At 59.9% G+C, this 22,713-nt stretch carries 23 protein-coding genes and 3 pseudogenes; 16 read left to right on the top strand and 10 right to left on the bottom strand.

Annotated features, from left to right (window positions below; all coding sequences use genetic code 11):
* Positions 1 to 21 precede the first annotated feature (21 nt).
* From C6558_RS27880 to C6558_RS27860, 5 genes are all read right to left on the bottom strand, one after another.
* Positions 22 to 1,227 carry an NAD(P)/FAD-dependent oxidoreductase gene (locus C6558_RS27880; RefSeq protein ID WP_057208288.1) on the bottom strand — a complete coding sequence of 402 codons (1,206 nt, stop codon included), beginning with the start codon at positions 1,225 to 1,227 and terminating at the stop codon, positions 22 to 24.
* A gap of 63 nt (positions 1,228 to 1,290) precedes the next feature.
* Positions 1,291 to 2,235, bottom strand: a complete 945-nt coding sequence (locus tag C6558_RS27875) for a substrate-binding domain-containing protein (RefSeq protein WP_057208286.1) — start codon at positions 2,233 to 2,235, stop codon at positions 1,291 to 1,293.
* A gap of 75 nt (positions 2,236 to 2,310) precedes the next feature.
* Positions 2,311 to 2,622, bottom strand: coding sequence for a MocE family 2Fe-2S type ferredoxin (locus C6558_RS27870; protein WP_057208284.1), 312 nt, complete (start codon positions 2,620 to 2,622; stop codon positions 2,311 to 2,313).
* Positions 2,619 to 3,653 (bottom strand): sterol desaturase family protein, encoded by a 1,035-nt coding sequence (locus C6558_RS27865; RefSeq protein ID WP_057208282.1) that lies wholly within the window; start codon positions 3,651 to 3,653, stop codon positions 2,619 to 2,621. The genes C6558_RS27870 and C6558_RS27865 overlap by 4 nt, the downstream gene beginning before the upstream one ends.
* 174 nt (positions 3,654 to 3,827) lie before the next feature.
* On the bottom strand, positions 3,828 to 4,829 hold the full coding sequence (locus tag C6558_RS27860; RefSeq protein WP_057208279.1) for a LacI family DNA-binding transcriptional regulator: 1,002 nt from the start codon (positions 4,827 to 4,829) through the stop codon (positions 3,828 to 3,830).
* Between the two features lie 185 nt (positions 4,830 to 5,014).
* Between C6558_RS27860 and C6558_RS27855 the strand changes: the two genes are divergently transcribed.
* From C6558_RS27855 to C6558_RS41075, 6 genes and pseudogenes are all read left to right on the top strand, one after another.
* Positions 5,015 to 5,260, top strand: a complete 246-nt coding sequence (locus tag C6558_RS27855) for a hypothetical protein (protein WP_038577891.1) — start codon at positions 5,015 to 5,017, stop codon at positions 5,258 to 5,260.
* Positions 5,261 to 5,279: 19 nt separating this feature from the next.
* Positions 5,280 to 5,549, top strand: coding sequence for a hypothetical protein (locus C6558_RS27850; RefSeq protein ID WP_146160918.1), 270 nt, complete (start codon positions 5,280 to 5,282; stop codon positions 5,547 to 5,549).
* A 54-nt stretch (positions 5,550 to 5,603) separates the two neighbouring features.
* A complete protein-coding gene (locus C6558_RS40395) occupies positions 5,604 to 5,774 on the top strand; it encodes a hypothetical protein (RefSeq protein WP_164474992.1) in 171 nt (56 codons plus the stop codon).
* Positions 5,767 to 6,489: a hypothetical protein gene (locus tag C6558_RS41080; RefSeq protein WP_244494248.1), complete on the top strand. Its 723-nt coding sequence runs from the start codon at positions 5,767 to 5,769 to the stop codon at positions 6,487 to 6,489. Before C6558_RS40395 ends, C6558_RS41080 begins: the two co-directional genes overlap by 8 nt.
* A 10-nt stretch (positions 6,490 to 6,499) precedes the next feature.
* Complete coding sequence (locus tag C6558_RS27840; RefSeq protein WP_057208276.1) at positions 6,500 to 6,742, top strand: hypothetical protein; 243 nt, start codon at positions 6,500 to 6,502, stop codon at positions 6,740 to 6,742.
* Between the two features lie 382 nt (positions 6,743 to 7,124).
* A pseudogene (locus C6558_RS41075) lies at positions 7,125 to 7,346 on the top strand (hypothetical protein); the annotation flags it as partial.
* Here C6558_RS41075 and C6558_RS27830 read toward each other — a convergent pair.
* The 3 genes from C6558_RS27830 to C6558_RS27820 all read right to left on the bottom strand — a co-directional run bounded on the left by C6558_RS27830 (position 7,284) and on the right by C6558_RS27820 (position 9,689).
* Positions 7,284 to 7,754: a GNAT family N-acetyltransferase gene (locus C6558_RS27830; RefSeq protein ID WP_057208274.1), complete on the bottom strand. Its 471-nt coding sequence runs from the start codon at positions 7,752 to 7,754 to the stop codon at positions 7,284 to 7,286. The pseudogene C6558_RS41075 and the gene C6558_RS27830 overlap by 63 nt on opposite strands.
* A 428-nt stretch (positions 7,755 to 8,182) precedes the next feature.
* Positions 8,183 to 9,382 (bottom strand): type II toxin-antitoxin system HipA family toxin, encoded by a 1,200-nt coding sequence (locus tag C6558_RS27825; RefSeq protein ID WP_244494629.1) that lies wholly within the window; start codon positions 9,380 to 9,382, stop codon positions 8,183 to 8,185.
* A 19-nt stretch (positions 9,383 to 9,401) separates the two neighbouring features.
* Positions 9,402 to 9,689: a helix-turn-helix domain-containing protein gene (locus tag C6558_RS27820; protein ID WP_057208270.1), complete on the bottom strand. Its 288-nt coding sequence runs from the start codon at positions 9,687 to 9,689 to the stop codon at positions 9,402 to 9,404.
* Positions 9,690 to 10,257: 568 nt separating this feature from the next.
* On the opposite strand from C6558_RS27820, the pseudogene C6558_RS41755 reads away from it, so the two are divergent.
* From C6558_RS41755 to C6558_RS40390, 5 genes and pseudogenes are all read left to right on the top strand, one after another.
* Positions 10,258 to 10,623: pseudogene (locus tag C6558_RS41755) on the top strand (tetratricopeptide repeat protein); the annotation flags it as partial.
* A 195-nt stretch (positions 10,624 to 10,818) separates the two neighbouring features.
* On the top strand, positions 10,819 to 11,475 hold the full coding sequence (locus C6558_RS27810) for an ABC transporter ATP-binding protein (RefSeq protein WP_057208297.1): 657 nt from the start codon (positions 10,819 to 10,821) through the stop codon (positions 11,473 to 11,475).
* Entirely contained in the window at positions 11,472 to 13,883 is a 2,412-nt protein-coding gene (locus C6558_RS27805) for an FtsX-like permease family protein (protein WP_107028014.1), read from the top strand. The genes C6558_RS27810 and C6558_RS27805 overlap by 4 nt, the downstream gene beginning before the upstream one ends.
* The gene (locus tag C6558_RS27800; protein WP_057208264.1) at positions 13,873 to 14,946 is read left to right on the top strand and encodes a lipocalin-like domain-containing protein; all 1,074 of its coding nucleotides are present in this window, start codon (positions 13,873 to 13,875) and stop codon (positions 14,944 to 14,946) included. Before C6558_RS27805 ends, C6558_RS27800 begins: the two co-directional genes overlap by 11 nt.
* Positions 14,947 to 15,165: 219 nt before the next feature.
* The gene (locus C6558_RS40390; protein WP_245449231.1) at positions 15,166 to 15,330 is read left to right on the top strand and encodes a DUF6494 family protein; all 165 of its coding nucleotides are present in this window, start codon (positions 15,166 to 15,168) and stop codon (positions 15,328 to 15,330) included.
* A 62-nt stretch (positions 15,331 to 15,392) separates the two neighbouring features.
* On the opposite strand, the gene C6558_RS27795 is transcribed toward C6558_RS40390, so the two are convergent.
* Together C6558_RS27795 and C6558_RS41070 are read right to left on the bottom strand one after the other, a co-directional pair.
* Positions 15,393 to 16,847, bottom strand: coding sequence for a CHAD domain-containing protein (locus C6558_RS27795; RefSeq protein ID WP_199197061.1), 1,455 nt, complete (start codon positions 16,845 to 16,847; stop codon positions 15,393 to 15,395).
* A gap of 186 nt (positions 16,848 to 17,033) precedes the next feature.
* Positions 17,034 to 17,135, bottom strand: a pseudogene (locus tag C6558_RS41070) (IS110 family transposase); the annotation flags it as partial.
* A 204-nt stretch (positions 17,136 to 17,339) separates the two neighbouring features.
* On the opposite strand from C6558_RS41070, the gene C6558_RS27785 reads away from it, so the two are divergent.
* From C6558_RS27785 to C6558_RS27765, 5 genes are all read left to right on the top strand, one after another.
* Entirely contained in the window at positions 17,340 to 18,059 is a 720-nt protein-coding gene (locus C6558_RS27785; RefSeq protein ID WP_057208256.1) for an IclR family transcriptional regulator, read from the top strand.
* Positions 18,060 to 19,796, top strand: coding sequence for a hypothetical protein (locus C6558_RS27780; protein ID WP_057208253.1), 1,737 nt, complete (start codon positions 18,060 to 18,062; stop codon positions 19,794 to 19,796). It abuts the gene before it with no gap.
* Positions 19,793 to 20,503 carry a hypothetical protein gene (locus tag C6558_RS27775; RefSeq protein ID WP_107028012.1) on the top strand — a complete coding sequence of 237 codons (711 nt, stop codon included), beginning with the start codon at positions 19,793 to 19,795 and terminating at the stop codon, positions 20,501 to 20,503. The genes C6558_RS27780 and C6558_RS27775 overlap by 4 nt, the downstream gene beginning before the upstream one ends.
* A gap of 11 nt (positions 20,504 to 20,514) precedes the next feature.
* Complete coding sequence (locus C6558_RS27770) at positions 20,515 to 21,486, top strand: membrane dipeptidase (RefSeq protein WP_057208295.1); 972 nt, start codon at positions 20,515 to 20,517, stop codon at positions 21,484 to 21,486.
* Positions 21,487 to 21,587: 101 nt separating this feature from the next.
* A complete protein-coding gene (locus C6558_RS27765; RefSeq protein WP_107028011.1) occupies positions 21,588 to 22,661 on the top strand; it encodes an extracellular solute-binding protein in 1,074 nt (357 codons plus the stop codon).
* Positions 22,662 to 22,713: the final 52 nt, after the last annotated feature.

Below are 22,713 nucleotides of genomic sequence, written 5' to 3'. Positions count from 1 at the left end.
GCCCCATCCCCGCCGATTTGATCACGCGGCCCGCGCGCTTTTCAGAAGCGTCTTCAGATTAACCGCCGGGTCAGCCAATGACGCTGCATCGACAGCGGCGCCGGCAGCAATCAACATCTCGGCCAGCTTGATATCCTTGGCAATGGTGTTGCCAGCGCCCAGTCCTGCCGCCGCAACGAGCCGCCCGCCGTCCAGATAAAATTCCAGCTCTCCTTCTGCGAGGCAACGCACGACTGCCTGATGAGCGGGCTGCGGCAAACCCGCGACCTGCAAGCCCAGATCATATTGGTCGGTCCAGAACCAGGGGATGGCCAGGAATGCATCGTTGCCGCCCACCATGTTGCGGGCAGCAGTCTCGGCCTGGCTACGCGCATTGCGCCAACTCTCGAACCGGACATGCCCGCCGCTCGCCAACGAAACCGCCGCGCAGTCTCCGGCCGCGAATATGTCCGGATTGCTGGTGCGAAGGGAAATATCCACCAGGACGCCATTGCCGGTCGCAAGCCCTACCGCCTCGGCCAACGCCATATCGGGCTGAACTCCAATCGCTGCGACAACAATGTCGGCTGGCACCACGACACGATCGGCGAGATAAACGGCATCATCAGTGATTTCGGCCACCCCTTGTCCGAGATGGAACTGCACGCCCTCGCCCAGATGCCTGGCATGAAGCTTTGCGGCGAAACGCGTGGGTACGGCGCGCCCAAGCGGCTTTGGCGCAGCTTCAATGATGCTGACAGCAACGCGCTTTTTGCGCAGCACGGCTGCGAGTTCCATTCCGATCAGGCCGCCACCGACGATCGCGACGCTCTTGCCGATCTCGGCACCAGAGAAGATCGTCTCAGCATCCGCATAGGTGCGGAAGTCCAGCGCGCGTTCTGCGCCGGGGCATGTCAGCCGCCGCGGACGCGCGCCAGTGGCCAAAAGCAGCTTTCCATAGGTCAACACCCGCCCGTCGCTAAGCGCAACAGTATGGCTTTCCACGTCAATGCTCGACGCCGAGACACCCTGAAGGTAGTCGATGCCGGAAGCTTCCAGCGCCTGCGCTCCGCAGATCGGCTTCAACTGGACCGCACCCTCGATCGGTTTCGACAACGGCGGGCGCTCATAGGGCAGGTGAGGTTCCGAACCGACGAGCGTGACGGCTTCTAAGAAGCCTGCTTCGCGCAGCGCAAAGGCCGCTCGAGTACCGCATTCTCCGGCCCCGATAATGACGATACCGCCCATGCTCTATCTCCAGCTTGAAATGGCCTGGCGCAACGCAATTGCGATGCGCCAGTCGTGGGAGGATCAGTTCTGATGGGCGTATTCGGCCATGTTCTTGGGCGTGACGAGCTCGAAGGGAACCCAGACCGCCTTCTCGATACTCTTGCCCTGAGCCAATGCCGCCGCCGCATCGACGGCGCTCGCTGACTGGCCCTTGGCGTTCTGGAATACCGTGACGTCCAGGTCGCCTGCCGCCATGGCCGCCAGTGCGTCCTGCGTCGCGTCGATACCAACGATGATTACATCGTCCGTCGATACGCCCGCCGCTTTCAGCGCCTGAATGGCACCAATCGCCATCTCGTCATTGTTGGCAAACACCACGTCAATGGGTCGGCCGGCGGTGATCCAATTCGTGGTCAGATCCATCGCATTGGTGCGTGTCCAGGCAGCGGATTGCTCGTCAGCAATTGTCACGCCCTTGCAATCGCCCGCCGCCAGCGTTTCCTTCACCGAAGAGGTGCGATCCCGCGAAGCCTGATGCGCCAAATCTCCCATCAGGATGTAGACCTGGGCATCGCTTGCTTTTCCTTTTGCCTTCAAGAGCTCACAGGCAGCCTCGGCACCCAACTTCCCCGAGTCGGTCTCTTTCGAGCCAACATAGGCCTGCTTTTCGGGTAGCGTATCGACATCGTCGGGCTGAAGATTGAGGTAGACCAATGGAATGCCAGCCTTCTGCGCTGCTTCGCTGATGCCAGGGGCAGCCGACGTATCGGCAAGCGTCATGATGATCGCATCCACGCCCGAGGCGATGAAGTTGTCCAACTGACTGCGCTGTTTGGAAATGTCGGTTTGAGCATCTTCGATCTGAAGGTTGACGCCGCTTATCTGAGAAGCTCTCGCGTCGAGTCCCTGTCGTAGCAATGTCTGGAAATTGTTGTCGAAGCTCTGCATCGAGACGCCGATCGTCTCCGCGGACGCAGCCGTTCCCATTAAGGCGGCCAGAACGGCTGCCAGGTACATGGATTTCATATCATCCTCCCAGTAGGTGCCGGATCACCCGATCGCATTCCGGAGGCCCCACGGGCCTGTTCGGTAGCGGAGCCTTCAGCCGAGGGCCACGCGTACTTCTCCGTCGATCACCTCGGCCGGATAGGTTCTCAGATTCTCGCAGGCGGGAAGCCGAAGAGCCTCGCCAGTACGATAGTCGAAGACGCCGGAATGCTTGGGACATTCCACCTCGAAGTCCATGACCAACCCGTCTGCGAGATGGATCGCCTCGTGCGTGCAGAGCCCGGCCGTGCAGTAGACGTTGTCGTCCGGCCCGCGGTAGATCGCGTAAGTGCGGCCTGCGTGATCGAAGCGCAGCGCGCCTTCCTGCTCAATGTCGTCAAGTTTGCATGCTGAAACCCAGGTCATTCGGCGGCCTCCCCGATTGCGTTGCGTGCCTTGCGGGCTGCGAGTTTTTCCTTCCGCTTGCGATAGCGTTCCTGCATGCGGGCCTCGCCATCGGGAGAGCCGTCGTGCCAGGTGCCGAACCAGCGATCGAGCGGAATTAAGGCGTCCCCATAGTTCACCTCGAAATACTTGTGGTGGAGATAGTGAGCATAGGCGTGGCTATCGAGCAGCTTGTCTTCACCGACCTCAACCTTGTCGAAACCGACGTGACCAGGGATCGCACCAAAACCCGCATAGTGAAGTTGGTAGAGCATGATGATCGGGTTGGACGGCAAGATGAGGTGGTAGAACGCAGTTCCGAAATAGAGCAGATGCTCGATCGGATGCATCGACAACGACGACCAGGGCGATGGATTGACCGAGTTGTGATGGACAGAATGGACCCACTTGTAGAGGAACGGCGTGTGGATGAGCCTGTGGATACAGAAGAAGTGGAATTCGTGGATGATCGGGACCACGAGTGCGACGAGTGCCAGCGTCCAGGGATTTTCCGCAAACGTCAGCCAAGGCGCGTAACCATTGGCATAGGCCCACAGCATCAGGACTTCGATCGCGGTCCAGATTGTCACTCCAGACAGAAACGTTCGCAGGATGTTGTCAACGTTCTGGCTTTCGAACCAAAAGGCCTTGCTCTTCTGGTCGGCCGGAAACTTGCCGTTGTACTTGAAGCGGTTCTCCTGGCGCTTCAGGATGTAAAGATGAAGTTCGAAAGCGCCGTAGAAGAGAAAGACGCAGATTGCATTCACGGCATAAAGCGACGCGATCCAGCCCATGCCCAAGTCCTGCATCGTCTCCGTGGACGGTATCACCCAAGCCCAATAGGCCACGGCTGATACGGCGAAGATCGCATTCCACGGAAAGAAATAGTGTGGCAGCCACTTTGCAAGCGCCAGCAGCTTGAGCGGAAAGGCAAACAATGGCGCTAATTCAATCGGCTCGTTCGGAGCCCAATCACCGCGTTTGTTGCGCGTTCCAAACTTCAGATCATCCATTGCGCTCTCCTCCGCGGGATCGGATGTGCTCACAACCGCACAAATTGACGATGGAAGAAGGACGCATTTGGCGCCCCTATCCGGGTCCTCTTCCTCTGGGAGGCCGGCATCTTCCTTGACAAAAATCTAGCAGGAGGCGGGTTGGATTCCGAAAGTTCGTTTGATCTGATTAGATCAAAGCCCCTCAGGGGTGATGGTGATGAAGCGGATTGGAGCGAGATCCGGCTCGATCGACGTCAGGCCGATGCGTCGCAGAATGAGGTCGAGCGCCCGCTGGGCCTGTGCCTCCGGTGCCTGATCCAAAACCACGTCCATGATCCCATCACGCAGGGCCTTGCGCGTATAGTCTGTCAGCTCATGACCGACGAACAGCAGGTCCCGACCGCGGGGATCTCGGCGCAGCACGTCAATCAGTGCGGAATTTGCACCCCCGGCGTTATAGAGCCCGACGAGGTCGGGATAGATTTTGAGCGCGTTGACCAAAGTCTCCGCGCTATAAAGTTCGTCATCACGTGTGAACCCAAGCCATTCGAAGGCGATCGAACCAGGATGCTCGTGAAAGTAATCGGAGAACCCGCGGATGCGTTCGCGGTGCACCTGATAGATGGGATGGCACAAGGCAACGACCGAGCCCTTTGCCCGGGTCATTCGAGCAATGAGATGCGCCGCAGTCCGTCCGGCAGCGTAGTTGTCAATGCCGACGAACTCACCTTTCGTCTCAGAGGCACGCGTTACAACATGGACGACCGGGAGACCCCGCTCCACAACGGCTTCTACCGCCGCGCTGATCGTTGGATTGTTGGGAGCGGCCAAGATCAGACCTGCGCGCGTCATTTCGGTAGACATGATGCGCCTTGCGATTTCCGCAGACTTCATTTCTTCAGTGAAGGTGCGGTGCACGATTACGAGCGGATCGAGTGTCTCGGCAATCCTCTCGAAGGCATTAGCGAGCCGGCGGTAAAATGTCGTTTCAGGTCGAACCAACAAGACTTCAATGCGCAGCAGTCCGCGATGGGTGTCCGCAGGTAATCGGGGGTAATTGAGGGAGCGAGCGGCGATAACGACCTTCTCGACCAACTCAGCGCGTACGCCGCCTCGCCCGTTCACGACCCGCTCGACCGTTGCAGTTCCGACTCCGGCCAGGCGGGCGATATCCCGATAGTTCGGCTTGCTCACATTCCGGATCCCTAACAAAGGCCTGTACTACACGTAAGATGTCCCTCCATCATTACCTTGGCGTCAAGCGTCACAGATAGAATTCAGGAAATCGGATTGCTTCAGCTGCATTGTGAACGTCTTGCATTAGAGGGACCTTGCGAACAGCAAACGCCGCCCTAACATCTTCTGCAGGAGGAAACGCCATGCCGAAAATCGCCGGGCCTAGACATCCGAAATCTCACCCCGATCGTGACCTGCAATGCCAGGAGGCGATCACTGATGAATTCCAGTTTTTGATCGAAAGGATCGAGGCAGCAGGATGGTCGCCCGAAGAGGCCTCATCAGCGTTGATCGAGCTGGCCGAAAACCACTATCTCTCGATCAATGCTGAGGCAGAAATGTTTGAGCTTGGCGCTGGCGTCGTGCTGATAGCCCCAAAGCCGCATTGATTGGGTGGAGGCTATCAAAATGCCCGGCACCACATGGCGAAAAGGCGACATGCCGGAGGATGGATCCGTAATCTTTGTCCGCGTCGTGCGCCCCTATCGATTCAAAATCTACAAATCGAATAGCGAGGAATTTCGACACGGCAAGAAGGGTCGATGGCAGCAAATGAATGAGTTTGGTGGTTGGGATAATTGCCAGCCACCTACCGGCTTCGAATGGTCGATTGAGCTCCGCGATTCGGCGCTCCCCTTTTTGAGTTATGCGGAGAGCCTCCCCAAATCTGGTCGTTGACTCTCTGCTTAATGAGAACATTTGTAGAACAGATTTACTCAGAAGGCATTGAGCATGAGCGACGAGGTTGGCGTTACCAAGAGAGGGGAAAGCGACCTGGCCAAGCACCTGGGCGAACACCACGGCTGGAAGACGTGGGGCGGCTTCGACTTCGCTATCGGAAGGGCCACCCCGAAGTGGCTCGGTTACGAACATCGGCCGGAGTGGAAGAAGGGCAATGCCTAAGAACGGTGCCTGGTGGCTATCGGAGCTTGTCGCCAAGGTTCGAGTCGAATGTTCATGCGGCATGAAGAAGCAATATGACGCCAAGGCGCTGCTGGAGCGCGTCGGCGACATGCCTATGCCCTCCCTTTTGGACCAACTGGCACAAGCAAACGGCTGCTCTAAAACCAAGAACAACTTCAATAATCGCTGCCAGCTGAAATACAGCGACCCAATGCCTTCGGAGGCCCCGCCCTCCCGATCGTACCGGCTGGCAATGCGGAACCAGCCGGACGACCGGAAGAAATCACCTTCGCCAATCTACCGGAATGGTGTGAGCTTTTCTGCCAATGCAAACGCTGCGGCCGAGAACATCACCTGGATCGGAACGACCTGGCGCGTCGGTTTGGCACGACGCAGTCGATCCTGGCACTTGGACGACGCATGCGTTGCAAGAAGTGCAGCAACAGCAACGGTAACGTGCTCCGGGTGCGAAAACAGAGACGGTGATTTGTCGACCGCCGCGATGGAACATTGTTGCTGCAAGGGTGTTATATGTACTCATGTCGAAGGTTGCACCTCTGCAAGGCCCCTCTCCTGGGGCCTATTTTTTGAGCTCAAACCAATCGACATTATCGGCCAGTTCCCGGCGCCTCTGTCCCGGATGGCAGCACCATATGATACGGTCCTCAAAACGACAGTCGGAAATTGGTACACGTTATCTTTGCTAAAGCCCTGAGGAGCCTACCATGTCCGATTCAGCAGACTTCCCACCTCTTCCAGATGAAATCGAAGCCGGACTGGCGGCCTACATGACCGACCCGGACCTTTCACCGCCACCTGCCGGCCGGGTCGACGCGGTCGAAACCATCTTGCGCGACTGGCTTATAGCACATCGGTACATGACGGACGTGCCGGAGCCCTCTCCGGTTAGGTTGGATACGAAAGGCGTGAATCGCGAGGAAGTGCAGTATCCAGGCTTTATCAAGTAAAATTGCGAGTTGAGGAGTGGCGCAGAAAGTCCGCCATGTCCGCGAAAATACCGGTCAGTATCGAATACGCGAGGAACGGCAGCTCCATCGATTCGCTATTCGCCTGAAGCTGCTTGCCGCGACGCTTTCAGCAAAAGAGGTATCCAGCGCTCAAGCAGCGTCCGGATGCCTGCTTTGACGGCGCGCCATTGGGATAGTCCGCTTTTCTTGGGATCCATCCCTCGACAGTCAGCGATAAATCGCGAAAGACCACGGTGTATTTGCCGAGGACCGTGAACAGGTGCTGGCCCGGGTGAAGGAGGGTGCGCTACATGGAAACCGCAGCACCCTCAACCGTGCCGCCAAGTGCGCACACGGAAGTTCTTCAACGGACTCACAGCCAGTGGAGGCGACCGAACACCGTATGCGGCAGATCATGCTCACCGCTGAGGCGGCAACCCTGGCGTTGATCCCGAAATCGCACGAGATCTTCTGGGGACCCATGGCCTACGCAATGATGGGTGGCATCGTCCTGGGAACGGCGCTGACGCTTCTCTGTGACCTATGTGGTGGCGATCGTCCAGCAGATCAGTGGGCCATCTTCTGGATCGACGCGTTCTCCTGATTGAACGAACCCGTTTCGTTCGAGCACGCGATGCGAGCCGATGTTATCCCCAGCCGTTTCCGCCGAAATGTTTCTGACCCGCGCATCGCCGCGTGCCCACCTCAGCAGTTCTGAAATAGCTGCCGTCGTATAGCCGCGGCCCTCGCGCGAGGGCGCAACGCCGTACCCGATATGCACGTCGCCGTTCTCAGGCGGCCTAGTGATCGAGCACAGACCCACCACCTCGCCATCCTCAACGATCAGCCAGGCCGATGGACTGAATTCCTCGTCGACGCCGCGATTGAGATCGGACAGCATCCGCAATACCTCCTGAGAGGCGATGGAGCTGTCCTGCACGAGGCGGAGACCTATAGGAGCAACGCCGTTCGCCAGCGCGTCGAAGGCGCCGGGGGTAAGGATTGTAAGCATGGTTTTTCTCACCTTTTGAAAGTACACCATTGTTGGCGATCAGGCCGAAACGCAGGGTAAAGGTCAGCCGCTCACAAACTTGCGACGGCTCATCTCCGCCGGCACGGCCGGTAGGTTGGAAGATTCGCGATGGCAATCAAAGGCATTCTCCCCAGGTGGGGCGTCGTTGGTACCAGCGAGTTGCTTCCCGTGCAATCCGCCTCTCTCGCCAAGTACATATTTCGATGAAACACCTGTATTTGCTCGTCCGAGCGCGAGCCGTGTCAGCCGGGTGCGTTCGTTCTGCTCGTGCTGCGGGGCATCGCGTCTGCCTCGGTAAGAGCGTAGTGGGATTAAGCGGCCGTGTTGGGAGGCACAAAGCTTTCGCACCTAACTGCGCCCCAAGCGGGATTTTTGCCGTTCTCGAAGGAGTTTTCTCGATCCGATGATCATCCGCACGCCTGAGCCAGAATTCGCCTGCATCTCTCCTGAACGCGATGAACGATGCGAACAAGGACTGCCGTCGGATCGCCAGCCATGGCCGCGATTTGCGGCGCGACGTCCTCACAAGCGCTACTGATGAGTCCAGCAAGTTCCTCCACCCGTCTGATGGTCGATGCGCCGCTCATTCCGAGCTCCTTGGCCAGTTCCTGCCAATCGGAACGCCTCAAGTCAGTTGCGTGGAAACGTCCAGCAATAGCCTGCGGTAAACTCTGATCCACCTGGCGGTAAACCGCCGCACACATCAGGTCGTAGAGCGGCGCCATCTTTGCGGATCCTGCAGCACCGATCAGGATCGAATAGTTTTTGGCGTGTGAATCCGAGTTGCAGATCAGCACGTTGAAGATTACCGCATCGAGAAGCTTCAGGCGTTCAGCAGGCGAAACGAGATCGCTGACGGCGCCGAACATCATCTTCAGAGTCACGCCACGACCTGTCGAGGATCGCTCATATTTCTGTGACGGAAAATGACCCGTCAACTGGCAGAGGTCCTCCTGATGCAGCCTGCGGATCTCGCCTCGCGGATCCGTGAAGCGGTCATAGCGCTTCACCAGCAGATAGCGTCGTTTCCCGGCTGCGCCTATGGTTGTTTCTGCGGCGTCCAAGCCGCAGGCCCGTGCTAGGGTGAGACAGAAGGCTTCGTTCTCGACGCTTCCGGCAAGCCGTCTGGTGTCCGGCTTGATGATGTGGGTCGACGGCGTTCCGTCGACTGGTATGGAGATCTTGCCTTCTTCATCGACGAAGACCGGCAATTTTTCCTGCACGCCCGCAAGGGACATGGAGACGCCGCGCTCTCCAACCAGAAAGGGTTTGGCCGGAAGTTCGTTGAGTACCCGTTCCAGTGCCTGTTCATCCGGAATTGGCTCATGGTTGACGCCCGCCTTTCGCGCCTCCCCGATGGAGAGCGCGCCTGCCGTGTCCCGCCCGATGTGACCAAGCAGGCCCACAATGTCCTGCGGAGATACTTTCAGACGCTGGCCGATCTCGGCGAGATGTGCTTCCGGAAGAAGGTTGGCAAGCCATGGCAGCAGCCTGTCGGCGCCGACGGAGCCTGAACGCAGCGGCATGGTCAGCGAGACGGGGAAGGCCGAGCGGCGTGCTTTCCAAGAAAGATCGTAGTCGAGCCGCCATTCCCCTTCGAAGGTCATGCGCGCGACGGGAAGGGTTTCATAGAAGATGGTTGTCATCCACCCTCACAAAGGTCGGCAGGAAGCCGAGGTCATCGTCCGGTGCGGTTGGGGTCATCAGGGCTGCCCTGAGATCGCCGATCTCGATGCCGACGGTACGCGCCACGATCAACGCCTTCTCGAGCTGGCAGCTCGGCTTGCCGGATTCGAGTTCGACGATGAAGCGCTCGCCCGTGCCTGAGCGAGCGGCAAGCTCGGTCTGGGTCCAGCCGAGGCCTTTGCGTTTTTCCCGAACGGCGGCGCCGAACTCGCGTGCGGACCTGAACATTGAAATCTCCAGTGGTGACTTACCGTACAGGAAGATTCCCAAAAGTCCAATGCGATCCGTACCGATCGGGAAGCAGCAGCACCAGCTACACAGAATCATCCTGCTCGGGAAGTTTGTGTTCCTCGTCCCTTGGTGAGCCGGAAGACCTTCGCGTGCACCGTCGTCGGCCCGCCCTGGATCCGGTTTGTGCCAGATGATTTCTGAGCGAACCCACCAACCGGCCTCCTGCAAGGCGATCGCCGAGCGGTTCGGGATCATGCAAAGGTCTATCAGAGGTCTATGGGTTTCAGATACCCGCTCTGCGATCGTGGTGGTGGCCCTCGCCGCCATTATCCCGGCGCTGAATCGGTCCGACCGTCGCGAACGGCTTGTCGCGAAAAGTGCGATCGTCGCCCATGACATCCGCGGCCGACCGCCCGTTCGGAGTCGTGGCGTAGCAGTTACCATAGTTGAGCCAGAGCGAGCCCTGCGGCTTCAACCATGACAGCGACATAATCGCCGAGCGTCGGCTCCAGACCGATCTTGCCTTCAACACTATAGTCGCGAAGACGCAATCGAGCGCGTTTCGATGCTCATGCCTCGCCTCCCTGTTCGCGGTAACGGTTGCCCTCCTGAAAAGGAGTCCATCATGAGCACAAAACCTACTGAACCTATTCCCGAAAAGGCCCGAGGAGGTTCCACCAGATGTCCCCCGATACCCTGCCCAACCCAGAGCGACCCATCGAGGAGCCGGGACCTGATGATCCGGAAGAGGCCCCGACATTTCGCCATGCAGGGCCGCCTCCTGTTCGCCGCCGGCAGGCATTCGGAGGCCATTGCGGCGCTCCACAGAAGCGTCCCGGAGTCACCAGACGTGCTGATGTTCCTGGCGCGTGCGCATGCGGCCCTGGGCGAAATCGGCGAGGCGGCCAGGACCGCAGTCCGCTTAAAAGCTGAGTTTCCGGAGTATTCGGTCGAACGCTTCGTCTCGGCCTATCCCGTGACGAACCTCGATGCGCTATCTGCCATCCGCGATGCAGCCGAAGTGGCGAAGCTCGGCTGGGGTTTGCCCGATTCGCAAAACTCGAGGTGGCCTTTCCAAGCGGCCATGGAGCGTTACATATGTGAAATTGTCCTGATCTTGGCCACCATGGTGATCGCTCTTAGCAATCTTAGGAAATCCTATGAGACTGCCGAAGGGCGCCTTGAAGTGTTGAGAGGGGTCAATCTCGATCTCGGCCAGGGAGACAGCGTTGCCCTGACAGGGGAGTCTGGTAGCGGAAAGAGCACGCTCCTGCATCTCGTAGCCGGCCTCGACCGTCCAGACTCAGGCGAGATCGTGATCGGGGACCGAGACATCTCCAAGCTGAACGATCGGGAACGCGCCGCCTACAGGCGGACAGAAGTCGGCCTTGTATTTCAGCAGTTCAACCTTGTCCCGTCACTGGATGTGGCAGCGAACATCGCTTTCCACGCCAAGCTCGCGGGACGCCACGATCCCCTGTGGGAAAATGAACTCGTGGCCCGCCTAGGAATCGGGACATTGCTCACCAGATATCCCGAGCAGCTTTCCATCGGACAGCAGCAGCGGGTAGCGATCGGACGGACCCTTGCCGCGCGTCCCGGCTTACTCCTGGCGGATGAACCCACAGGAAACCTGGACGAGGCCAACGGAGACGCTGTTCTGGAACTGATGCTCTCGCTGTCGAAGGCAACCGGATCGACACTGCTTCTGGTGACACACTCGCAAAGGCTGGCGGATAGGCTCGACCGGCAGGTGCATTTGCGGTCCGGGAAGATGGAATGAAGATGTGGACCGCAGCCACGGCACTTCTGTCCCACTGGCGACGACGACCGCTGCAGCTCGTCGCTCTCTTGTCCGGCCTGGCGCTGGCGACGGCCTTGTGGTCCGGAGTGCAGGCGATCAACGCAGAGGCCCGCGCAAGCTACACCCGCGCCGCGGTTGTGCTCGACCAGAACGGGTTGGCCAGCCTGGTTTCTCCAAACGGCCGCCCGATTCCTCAGTCCGCCTTCGTGCGGCTCAGACGGGCGGGCTGGATCGTGTCACCAGTTTTAGAGGGAGACTTTCGGTTCGGAACCACCCGGTTAAGGGTGATCGGCATCGAGCCACTGACGATGCCCGCGGAAACCAACACCGTCGATCTTGGAAATGCCGGGGACTTGCTTTCCTTCATCACGCCTCCGGGCATGCTGGTTGTCTCTCCCGAAACAGCGGAAAAAATGCGAGGACAGACGGACCTCGCACTGCGTGTTTCGGATCGGATGCTGAACGGCACCGCCTTCACCGATATCGGCTTGGCCCAGAAGTTATTAAGAAGAGAGGGCGTACTCAGTCGGATTGTGATCGCCAAAAGCCAACGTTCCGGTCTGGATCCGCTTGAAAAGCTTGTTCCAACGCTCTCAGTTCGTCAGCCGAATGCAGAAACCGATGTCGAGCATCTTACCGAGAGCTTCCATCTCAATCTGACGGCCTTCGGTTTTCTCGCCTTCGCGGTGGGGCTGTTCATCGTGTACTCGACGATCGGTCTCGCTTTCGAGCAACGGCGGCCGACCTTCAGAACGCTTCGCTGCCTTGGAGTTTCGTTGAGTGCGCTTGCGGTTCTGCTGCTCGCCGAACTTGCCCTTTTCGCCCTCGCCGCCGGGGCAGTCGGCGTCGCGATCGGCTATCTGATCGCGTCACTGCTGCTGCCCGGAGTGGCCGCGACCCTTGAAGGACTTTACGGAGCCAGCGTGCCCGGCACGCTTTCCCTGCGTCCGGAGTGGTGGCTTTCGGGCTTTGCCATCGCAGTGGCCGGAACAATGGTTTCGTCGGCACAGAGCCTGTTGCGCTTGATGCGGGTGCCTTTGCTCGCGGCGGCCCAACCCCAGGTGTGGGGGCGGTCGTGGCAAGCGGGGCGGCGGATTCAAGTGCTGGCCGCGGCGGCTTTGCTAGCCCTCTCGGGAGCTCTTCTTCTATGGGCTGATGGACTTGAGGCGGGCTTTGGCATCCTTGGCTGTCTTCTGCTCGGGGCGTCGCTACTTCTCCCCACCGTGCTCTCCGGATTCCTCACCGTAATGCAGCGGACGTCTTCACGTGCGCTCGTCACGTGGTTCTGGGCCGACGCTCGGCAGCAGCTCCCCGGACTTTCCCTTGCGCTCATGGCATTGCTTCTTGCGCTGGCGGCAAACGTCGGCGTTGGAACCATGGTGTCGAGCTTCCGTCTCACGTTCGTCGGCTGGCTCGACCAACGTCTCGCCGCCGAACTTTACGTCGCTGCCCGGAACGAGGGCGAGGCAGACAGGCTCAGGACATGGCTCGCAACGAAGGTGGAATCGGTGTTGCCGATCTCCAGCGTAGATGCCGAGATCCGGGGGCAGCCGATGCAGATTTTCGGTGTCGTTGACGATCCAACCTACAGGAAGCACTGGCCCCTGATCGTTGCCATGCCGGACGTCTGGGATCGGGTGGCGTCCGGTCAAGGGGTGCTGGTCAACGAACAGTTCTGGAGGCGGGACCGGCTCCGTATCGGCGATGAGCTGGATCTGGCGGGGGACTGGAAGGCGGCGGTTGTCGGGGTCTATTCGGATTACGGAAACCCAAAGGGCGAGGTCATCGTCGGAATAAATGCGCTGACCTCTCGCTACCCGCAGGTCTCGCGTCTGCGCTACGGTCTGCGGATCCAGCCTGATCAGATTGCGGACCTACGATCGAGGCTCTCGGACGAATTCGGACTACCATCCGATAACGTCGTCGATCAAGCGGCACTGAAGGAACGGTCACGGCGGATCTTCGATCGCACTTTTTTGGTCACTGGCGCGTTGAACATGTTCACACTGGGGGTTGCAGCATTCGCTATGTTCTCGAGCCTCCTCACGCTTTCGGAAATGCGCCTCCCGCAGCTTGCGCCTGTGTGGGCCATGGGGGTCACAAGACGCGATCTCGCTCTTCTTGAGCTTCTAAGAACGCTGGTGCTCTGGCTGGCGACATTTATTGCCGCCTTGCCCCTCGGCCTAGCGCTGGCGTGGGTGCTTCTCGCGGTGGTGAACGTCGAAGCCTTCGGTTGGCGTCTGCCTATGTATATCTTTCCTTACGAGTGGGTTCGCCTCGGTCTCGTCGTGCTCGCCGCTGCTGTCGTTTCCGTATTTATCCCGCTTCGCCGGCTGGCCGGAGTCACGCCATCGGAACTTCTGAAGGTATTCGCCAATGAGCGTTAGATCGATTGCGATCGCTTTTGCGGCGACGACCATGGCCAGCATATCCGGGAGCCAAGCGGTCTCCGAGGGTTTTGGTGGCCTTGGCTCAGCGGCCGAAGGGTTTTCGGTGCCGCAACCCGGCCAGCTGTTGCGTTTTTCCGCCGACCACGGCCCACATCCGGACTTTCGGATAGAGTGGTGGTATCTAACGGCCAATCTTGAAGCACCCGACGGAACTCAATACGGAGCGCAGTGGACCCTTTTCCGGTCAGCGCTTGCTCCGGGTGAGGCCGGCGAGTGGTCGAGCCCACAGATCTGGATGGGTCACGCAGCCGTCACCACTTCAGAGGACCACTTCGTGGCAGAACGTATTTCACGCGGGGGAGTGGGGCAGGCTGGTGTTGTCGCGGAGCCGTTCGCGGCCTGGATCGATGACTGGCAGATGACGGGACTTGCAACCCCGGGATCGGATCAGCTGGCCGATCTCAACGTGACTGCAGCCGCAAAGGACTTCGGCTACGAACTCCGCCTGTCGGCCACCGGCCCGCTCGTGCCGCATGGCGATAACGGCTATTCGGTGAAATCAGCGAAGGGACAGGCCAGCTACTACTATTCGCAACCGTTCTACGCGGTGACCGGCTCGCTTTCGCTACCCACCGGGAGTGTAGAGGTGGCGGGGAAGGCTTGGCTTGACCGCGAGTGGTCGTCACAGCCGCTCGCGGAAGACCAGACCGGTTGGGACTGGTTCTCGCTGCATCTCGATACGGGAGAGAAGCTCATGGGCTTCCGTCTCAGAGATGAAGGAGAGGGATATACCTCCGCCACCTGGATCACCGCCGACGGGCGACCGGACCCCTTACCCGCGGGGGCTCTCCAGATCGCTCCCGTCCGGACTGCCAAGGTCGCGGGGCGTCAGATTCCAGTGGCCTGGAACATACGAATTCCCAGTCGCGGCTTTGACGTCACGACCAGGCCGTTGAACGACCAAGCATGGATGTCTACGTCCACACCGTATTGGGAAGGCCCGATTAGCTTCGGCGGCAACGTCGGTGGGAGGGGGTATCTGGAGATGACTGGGTACTAAACGCCTAGATAACCCTTCCCAAAATCCTGGGGTGAACGGAATCGAACCAAGGGCCCGGCGATCTCCTTCGTGCGACGCGCAGCCGCGCCAGCCATCCGCCCGCTTGTGCCTCGCGCTCTGCACAAGGCGGTGATTTTACCGAGGGCACTATTTGATGACGGGGAATGATTTCCGGACACAGAGGAGTTCTGCCATGAGCGAAGTCGCCTTCAACAGGCGATCCGCACCTTCCTGAAGGAAGTCGGCATGACCTCGCAGAGCAAGATCGAGGAGACAGTGTGCGAAGGGCAGATCGGCGGCAAGAAACTGAAAGTCCGCATGACGCTGACGGCGGAAACTTGCCGAGATCTCGGTCAACCGGGGACGCGCGGATCGCGAGCTTGACCTCGCGGTCGGCAGCCCGGTCGAGGTCGCCCTTAAGGAAGCGGCCTGGAGCGTTGTTGGGGCTATCGCCAGAAACGTTTCGCATCCACAAGATCGACGTACGCATCTTCGGCCGCCTCAAGCAGGCCCTTCTTGTTGCCTTTCGCGATTAGGGATGCCGTTGCCGGTTCGCCGGCCAGCCCGATCCTTTCAAGAAGTTGTGAACCTGCCGCCATGTCGTTCAACGCGCCGAGTTGGTCCTGCAGCTCTCCGAGGATGGTTATGAACCGCTTATGACGTCGTCGCCCCCGGTTGCCTGGGAAAAGAAGCGTGAAAAACTCCGACGCGTAGCGCAAGTTCTTTGCATCCTTTCGGACCTTGTGGCGCTCTTCGTCGTCGACGACGACTATTGCCCGTCCGTCTCGCTTTATCTTCTTTCGCAGGCGCTCGAGCGCGGAGGAAGCAAAATCCACTGCCGGCACCTGCCTGAGATCCGTCGTTTCCGCGGCATCCAGCCAGGGACCGTTGGAAATCCATTCGGCAAGACCCAGCATAAATGCCCTAACCCTTTGTGAGCCCAGCGTTGCTTCCACCTCGTCATATGCGGAATCTCGCGCCTCGGTCAGGCGAATGCGCAATACCGCTAACTCCGTCTTGCCCAAGAGGACATCGATGTCTCGCGCCTGTCCGAGAACCCCGGCAAGCCAGCGCGCTTCACTCCCAAGGTGCTCGGATCGATCATCGGCGATGACGTCCTTGAATATGGAGAACGCCGATCGCAGTCTTCTCAGCGACACGCGAGCCTGGTGCAGTGCCTCGGCATCCCTGGCGGCAAGAAGGACCGCTTCGTTCAACCTGTATTGCTTGATGCAGGCCTGAGCGATCTGCTGAAAAGCGGCGGCCGTTGTGATCTGCTTATCCAGTTGGACGAGCTCCGCCTTGAACACACTGACGGCAGGTCCAAGGAGTTTGTAGCCACGCGCTGCCTTGCTCAGCACGCCGATCCGAACCGGTGCGAAGCCGTCCAGCTCCTGGGCAAGATCAAACAGAGCGGAACTGGAACCGTTCTTCAGCTCGAGTTCCAGCTCGCAGAATCGGGTTTCCCGATCGCCCACAGTAACACGCCCGATGTCCAACGCTGCTTCAATCTTGGCGTCGTCGCGCGAGAGCAACCACATTCGACGTTCGACGTGAACATCGAACCGGGCTTGCAGAGCGTCGACATCGTCTTCCAGAAGCGATCTGATTGGCGTCGAGTGATCGAGAACAGGCAGGTCACTGGAGATTGTGAACTCCCATTCAGGGCGCACGAAAAGCCCGGCTAACTTGGCGTTGTCTGCCTTGACGGTCTGCGTCCGCACTCCGTCTACCGTGCGGATCCGCAAGGAAAATCCCGCCGCGCGCAATTTGTGGTCCGGGGTGTCGAAGTAGACCGAGCGCTGGGACATGGTTTTAGGCTTGCCTGTCAAAAGTGGCGACGCCTTAATCCGCCCGAGCGCGTCGGGCGACAGCTCAAGCTTGAGTTCCGTTTCGTTCACCTTAGTCGTCCCCATGGCCGTGATGGGTCAGAACCTATGCTTCAACCATAACAAACTTATGGTCACCCGTCTGGGCCGGGCACCTGGGATACGCGGCCCCGCTCGCGTCGCAATCACAGTCCGCGAGCTGCAGCTTGGAATGTCCGACCTTTGGCGGACACACGCGGCCCTATGCATGGCCATCGCGCTGGGAAGAGAATTGCAGTGGACTGTTCTGAACCAGCCAAGCCGCATCACCTGCGCGATGCCCCGCGCGTCCTTCTTGTCGATCTTCACCGGCATCGTGGTTCGTTTGAGAGATCCTGATGCTCAGGTTTCTAAGCCAGGCATGAATTCAAACCAATAGGGCCTGGTCATTTCAGTGCGCGCGGCCGGGCGCAGATTTTTTCATCGGCCACAGGAATCCCAAGTTGACAGATATCAATCTATCGTCCAACATAACCATACACCGTCTTCTATTGTTGGACAATAGAAAAAAGAAAGAAATTTCGAATGGCAGTTCGCCCCCTTTCATCCGTGCTGAAGACACTTACTGCATTCGACTGTGTCGCGGCCGCCGCAGAGCCGATGCGCCTGGTCGACATCGCCAAGCAGCTCGGAGAAGCCCGAGGCGCTGCCCATCAGCGCCTCGTCACGCTGGTCGAGGCCGGCTGGATCGAACAGACACAGGATGGCCGCTACCGGCTGACACTGCGGGTCGTCAGCCACGCGGCCATGGCGTTGGAGCAGTCCAATCTCGGCGCACGTTTTGCGGGCGTTCTCGAGGAAATGGTGACGCAAAGCGGTGAAACGGCCTCGCTCGCAGTCCTCGATGGCAGGGATGCCGTTATCGTTCGGCGGGTGGAATCTCGTGGCGTTCTTCGCGCCGACCTCAAGGTTGGTGCGCATCTCAGGCTCGATAGGACAGCCTTCGGCCGCGTGCTCGCCTCGCACGCGCGCCCAGAAATCATTGAGCGACTGCGTGCGCAAGGCGTCAGCCTCCCGGACGATGACATGATGACGCTGGTTCGCCAGCAGGGATACGCCATTTCGGAAGTCGAAGGCCCGCGCACTGTCTCGGCGGTCGCCGCACCCATCCTAGACGCGCAGGGCGAGTGCATCGGCGCACTGGCCCTTTCGGGCCCGTTCCAAGGTTTTGATACTGAAAAATGCGCTGGGATCGTCGTTGCGGCAGCGGCGGCGAGCTCGGGGCGCATGCGAGGAGACCAATAAATGACTGCCCTTAGAAGACCTGCTCCGGCGCAGGACGCGTGCCGCATTGCGCGGCTTATGCGTTCAGCCGGCGAAATGATGGCGCCTGAGCGCTTGGCCGCCATCCAGCCGTCGCGCGTCAGCGCATCGCGCGCGCTGCTCAGCCACGCAATCCGCGGTCGCTGGCAGATCCTTTGCAAGCGCTTCGAGATCGATGAGAAGGGTAACGGGGTTGCCGAATACCGCATCGATATTGGCAGCTGGCGCTTCAGCTTCCCCGTCTTTTCTTTTGAGCCTTCGCCCCATGGTCGCACCGGTCGGATCATCGGCCGGGCCTGGGACATGATGGGCGCATTGATCGAGGGCGATCTGAGCCAGGTCGATTTCGAGACCACGCGCAATGAGCTTCCCAAACTTTACGAGGGGCGCGCCACACCCGGCACGCTCATATGGTGCCGCTCCAATCGCAGCGGTCGCTTCTTCGAGAGTGCCCGCCAGGCGTTGACAGCGGGACGGCAGCCAGACGTCGCTGAACTTGCACAGACCTGCTATCTCATGCGCAACACCGGTCTCGACGGCAACGGCACGTTTGGAACGAAGAGTTTCCTTGCCTATGAAGCGGACCACCCACTGCGCTGGTCGCTCGCTGCGCAGATGCTGTGCGCCTACATGATGCGTGTCTTCGCTCAGGACCTGTTGCAGCATCTTGTCCGCCTCGGTTCGCCGCAGGCGCCGGACATGGCCAAGGACCTTCGCCGCTTCCTCGGCGTCGGCAACGGCTCGGCACTCGGCCTGATGCTATTCGTCAACAACCACCCGCGGCTGATCGAACGCTGGCTTTTCATTCGCGAAGAGGCCATTGCGCGCGCTAAGGCTGTACTCCCCGACGACGCGGGCTCACAGATCACCAAGCTGCTGACCCTCGTCGACAAGGCAATCACCTTCCGCACGCAGGATCGTGCTGCCTACGAAAACTTCACGCGTTCCGACGTGCTTGCGGAAGAATTGCAGATCATCCGGCGCGCTGTCGCCGACCTTCTGCAACGCTGGCAGGCGGGCAACCGCTTTGAGGCCGAGCCCTTCGCAGAACTTGCGGCCTCGCTTGAGGGGCGCGTCCATGCGGAAGCTATGGAAACTCTTCATTCGCTCCTGATCGAATTGGTGCCCGACGAGGCCGATGCCCTGGTCGACGGCCTGGTCATCGACGAGGAGTTGACGGGGCGACCGGAAATGCCGGTTCACCGACTGCGCGACCTGATACGCAACGATTACGCCTGGGCCTTCAAGCTTAATCTGGAGGTTCCGGCCTCCGAGCGCTACGTCTGGTACAAGTCCGTGACCGCCGAAGAACCGCGCCGCGGCCTTGCAACGGAGGTCGGTCAGAATGTCGTCAATCTCGGCCTCGACCTGCCACGTCTCGTCGTAGCCCTTGACCGCGACCTCTCGGCGGCCGACCCGAACCTCAGCACAGCCCGCTTCCTGTTCGCCCATCCACAGCACAGGGCCATCGTCACCCGTGTCCAGGCCCTTGCCGGCACCAGCCTGCATTCGCCCCATGCAGACATCATGAGCGGCTCCTTCACGCCAGCTCATATCACCCGCCTTCTCAATGTCGGTATCCACGGCATCGACAAGACACGCGACTTCCTCGATCGCAACTTGCGTGGCGTTCTGTTCCATGGCGCGCCCATTCCCGAAGACATTGCTTCTGGGAGCGCCGACGAGTTGTGGTTTTATCCTGCGGAGCCAAACCTGTGAGCACGTGCCAGTCTAATCTTGCGACCTCCATGACTGTCAGCCTGCGCGAGATGCGCATGGTGTTTGAGCGCCTGCTCCAGGTCACGCGCATCGAAAGCGGGCTCGTTCCGGCCCTTCGCGATTGCGCAGTCTACTCGGCCGCCCTCGGCGGCTTTGCCCGCTTGCCCGCAACGCTTGAGACGATCAGCAAGGCCACCCCCAGCGCACTTTCACTCGAGGGATCGGATGACCCTGTCATTCACTGCGGCGGCCAACATGCCTGGCTTGCCGCCGATGCCGCCCTTGAGCTGGCGGTCGAGATCCTGAAGACCGGCGGCCGTGGCATCGTCACCGTGCGCAACGCTGCGGACATCGGCGAATTGCGGGTCATCGAGGCGCTGGCGCAGCGCTTCGGCTTGAAGGCAATAGTCGCTGTTGGCGCCGATCGCGCGACGATCGCCGTCACGCCCGCAACTGATGCCGATGAAATCGCCCTGCTCGACAAGATCCGCCGCGACGGGGTCGATGTCGACGCCGCGCTCTGGTGGGAACTCTACCATCGCTCCGCAGAGGCGCTCGCACCCGACTCCTATCTTTCACGCCGCCATGCCGGACCGATCATCGTTGAGGCCGACGGCAAGGTCATCGGCCGCCAGGACGAGGACGAGACGGACTTTTCGTTGCTTCTCGCTGACGCGCCCAATAGCGCCGTTTCCGCCAAACATTGAACGGAATGACCATGATTATCGATGCTCTGCAATGCGGCCATTTCAACCGCGAATCCTTCGAAGCCCTGAAACGTGGCGGCTACAGCGCCGTCACGCCGACACTTGGCTTTTGGGAGGGGACGATGGAGTCGCTCGATTCCCTTGCTCGCTGGCGCGACATGGAACGTGAAAACGCCGACATCATCCTGATTGCCCGCACAGCCGCCGATATCGAGCGCGCCGGGCGCGAGAACAAGGTTGCGATCGTGCTCGGTTATCAGAACTCCAACCTCTTCGAAGACCGCATCGCCTATGTGGAATTCTTCGCCGAGCTCGGCGTGCGTGTCGTACAGCTCACCTATAACAACCAGAACGAACTTGGCGGCTCCTGCTACGAGGAGAATGACAGCGGTCTCGCCCGATTTGGCAGGGACGTTGTACGCGAGATGAACCGCGTCGGCATGCTCGTCGATCTTTCTCATGTCGGCGACCGCACGACGCTTGACGCCATCGAATGGTCCGAAAAACCGGTCGCCATCACCCATGCCAACGCGGACTCGCTCTTTGCGCACAAGCGCAACAAGTCCGACAAGGTGATCAAGGCACTCGCGGAACGCAGAGGCGTCATCGGCTGCGTCGCCTACCGCAACATTACGCCCGAAAGTGCCTGCGCGAGCGTTGATGGTTGGTGCGAGATGGTGGCGCGAACGGTCGACATTGCCGGCATCGATCATGTCGGCATCGGTACCGACATTTCCCACAACCACAGCCAGCGCGACTACGACTGGATGCGCAAGGGCCGCTGGACACGCTCCGTCCAGTACGGCGCGGGTTCGGCTTCAACTCCCGGCGCCGTGCCGAAGCCGGAATGGCTCTTGAAGCCGGAAAACCTTCAGGACGTGGCGCCCGCACTCAAGCGCGTCGGGTTCAACCAGCAAGAGGCAAACAAGATCCTCAGAGACAACTGGCTGCGCCTCTATGGCGAGGTCTTCCGCGCCGACTGATCGATCCGGAAACGGACTCCAACAAAAGAAGGGCCGCCGCCGGCAGGCGAGCGGCCACGAGGAACAGCAATCAACGACCGTTCGACTAAGGAGAACAACGAATGGACACGTTCAAGAAAGCATCGGCAATGCCGGTCTCGCGACGCGCAGTACTCGGTGCAGGCCTATTCGGGGCCGCAATGCTCGCATTACCTTTCGTGCGCCGTGCAAGCGCTGAAGAAAATGTACTCTATGTCAACACCTGGGGCGGCGACTGGGAAGCCTCCGTCAAGAAGTTCCTCTTCGATCCCTTTACAGCCGATACCGGTATCGAGATCCGCACGGTCTCGCCGATCTCGTTTGCCAAGCTCGCAGCACAGAAGACGACTGGCGTCTTTGAGTTCGACGTCACCACGCTCGGCGTTGCAGACGTCGCTCGTGCAAATGCCGCCGGCCTCTTGGAAACGCTCGGTGACCACGTCGACACCTCGAAACTGTGGCAGGGCGCGATCTATGAAAACGGCCTGTCGACCCACGGCTTCGCCACGCAGCTGGCTTACAACAAGGCGAAGTACCCGGACGGCCTGAGGAGTTGGACCGATTTCTTCAATGTCGAAAAGTTCCCGGGAAACCGCAGTTTGCAGCGCCATGCCGCCCGCATTCTCGCCATCGCGCTCCTCGCCGATGGCGTCTCCCCCGACCAACTCTTCCCCTATGATCTCGACCGCGCCTTCGCCTCGCTTGACAAGGTCAAGGACAACGTTCGCGTCTGGTGGACGGCAGGCCCGCAGGCCCGCCAGATCCTGACCGACGGCGAGGTCGACATGGCGGGCCTCTGGGACAGCGATGCTGCCGGCGCCAAGAAGGCTTCCAAGGATCCGATCGAGATCGTTTGGGATCAGGCGATCGTCGACCAGGCGTGCTGGATCGTCGCCAAGGACAGTCCGAGGGCCGAAAACGGCTTCAAGCTGATCAGCCATATCGGCCAGAATGCCGAGGGCCTCGCGAAGTTCTGCATCGCCGACCAGAATGGCCCGATGAACCCGAAGTCGTTCGATTTCATTCCGGCTGACGTGGCCAAGACCATGCCGACCTATCCAGATCACCTCGCCCGCGCTGTCATGCTCGACGGCGCCAAGCTGACGGCCCAGATCGACGAGCTGAGCAGCCGCTTCGAGAGCTGGGTCGGTCTTTGATCCAAACCTCCCGGTTCAGCAACAAGCGGAACCGGGAGGATCTGAAAACAGG

It is taken from the genome of Ensifer sp. NM-2 (genome assembly GCF_003024455.1).
In the GTDB taxonomy this organism is placed as follows: domain Bacteria; phylum Pseudomonadota; class Alphaproteobacteria; order Rhizobiales; family Rhizobiaceae; genus Ensifer; species Ensifer canadensis.
This window is presented reverse-complemented; position numbering and strand designations above follow the sequence as displayed.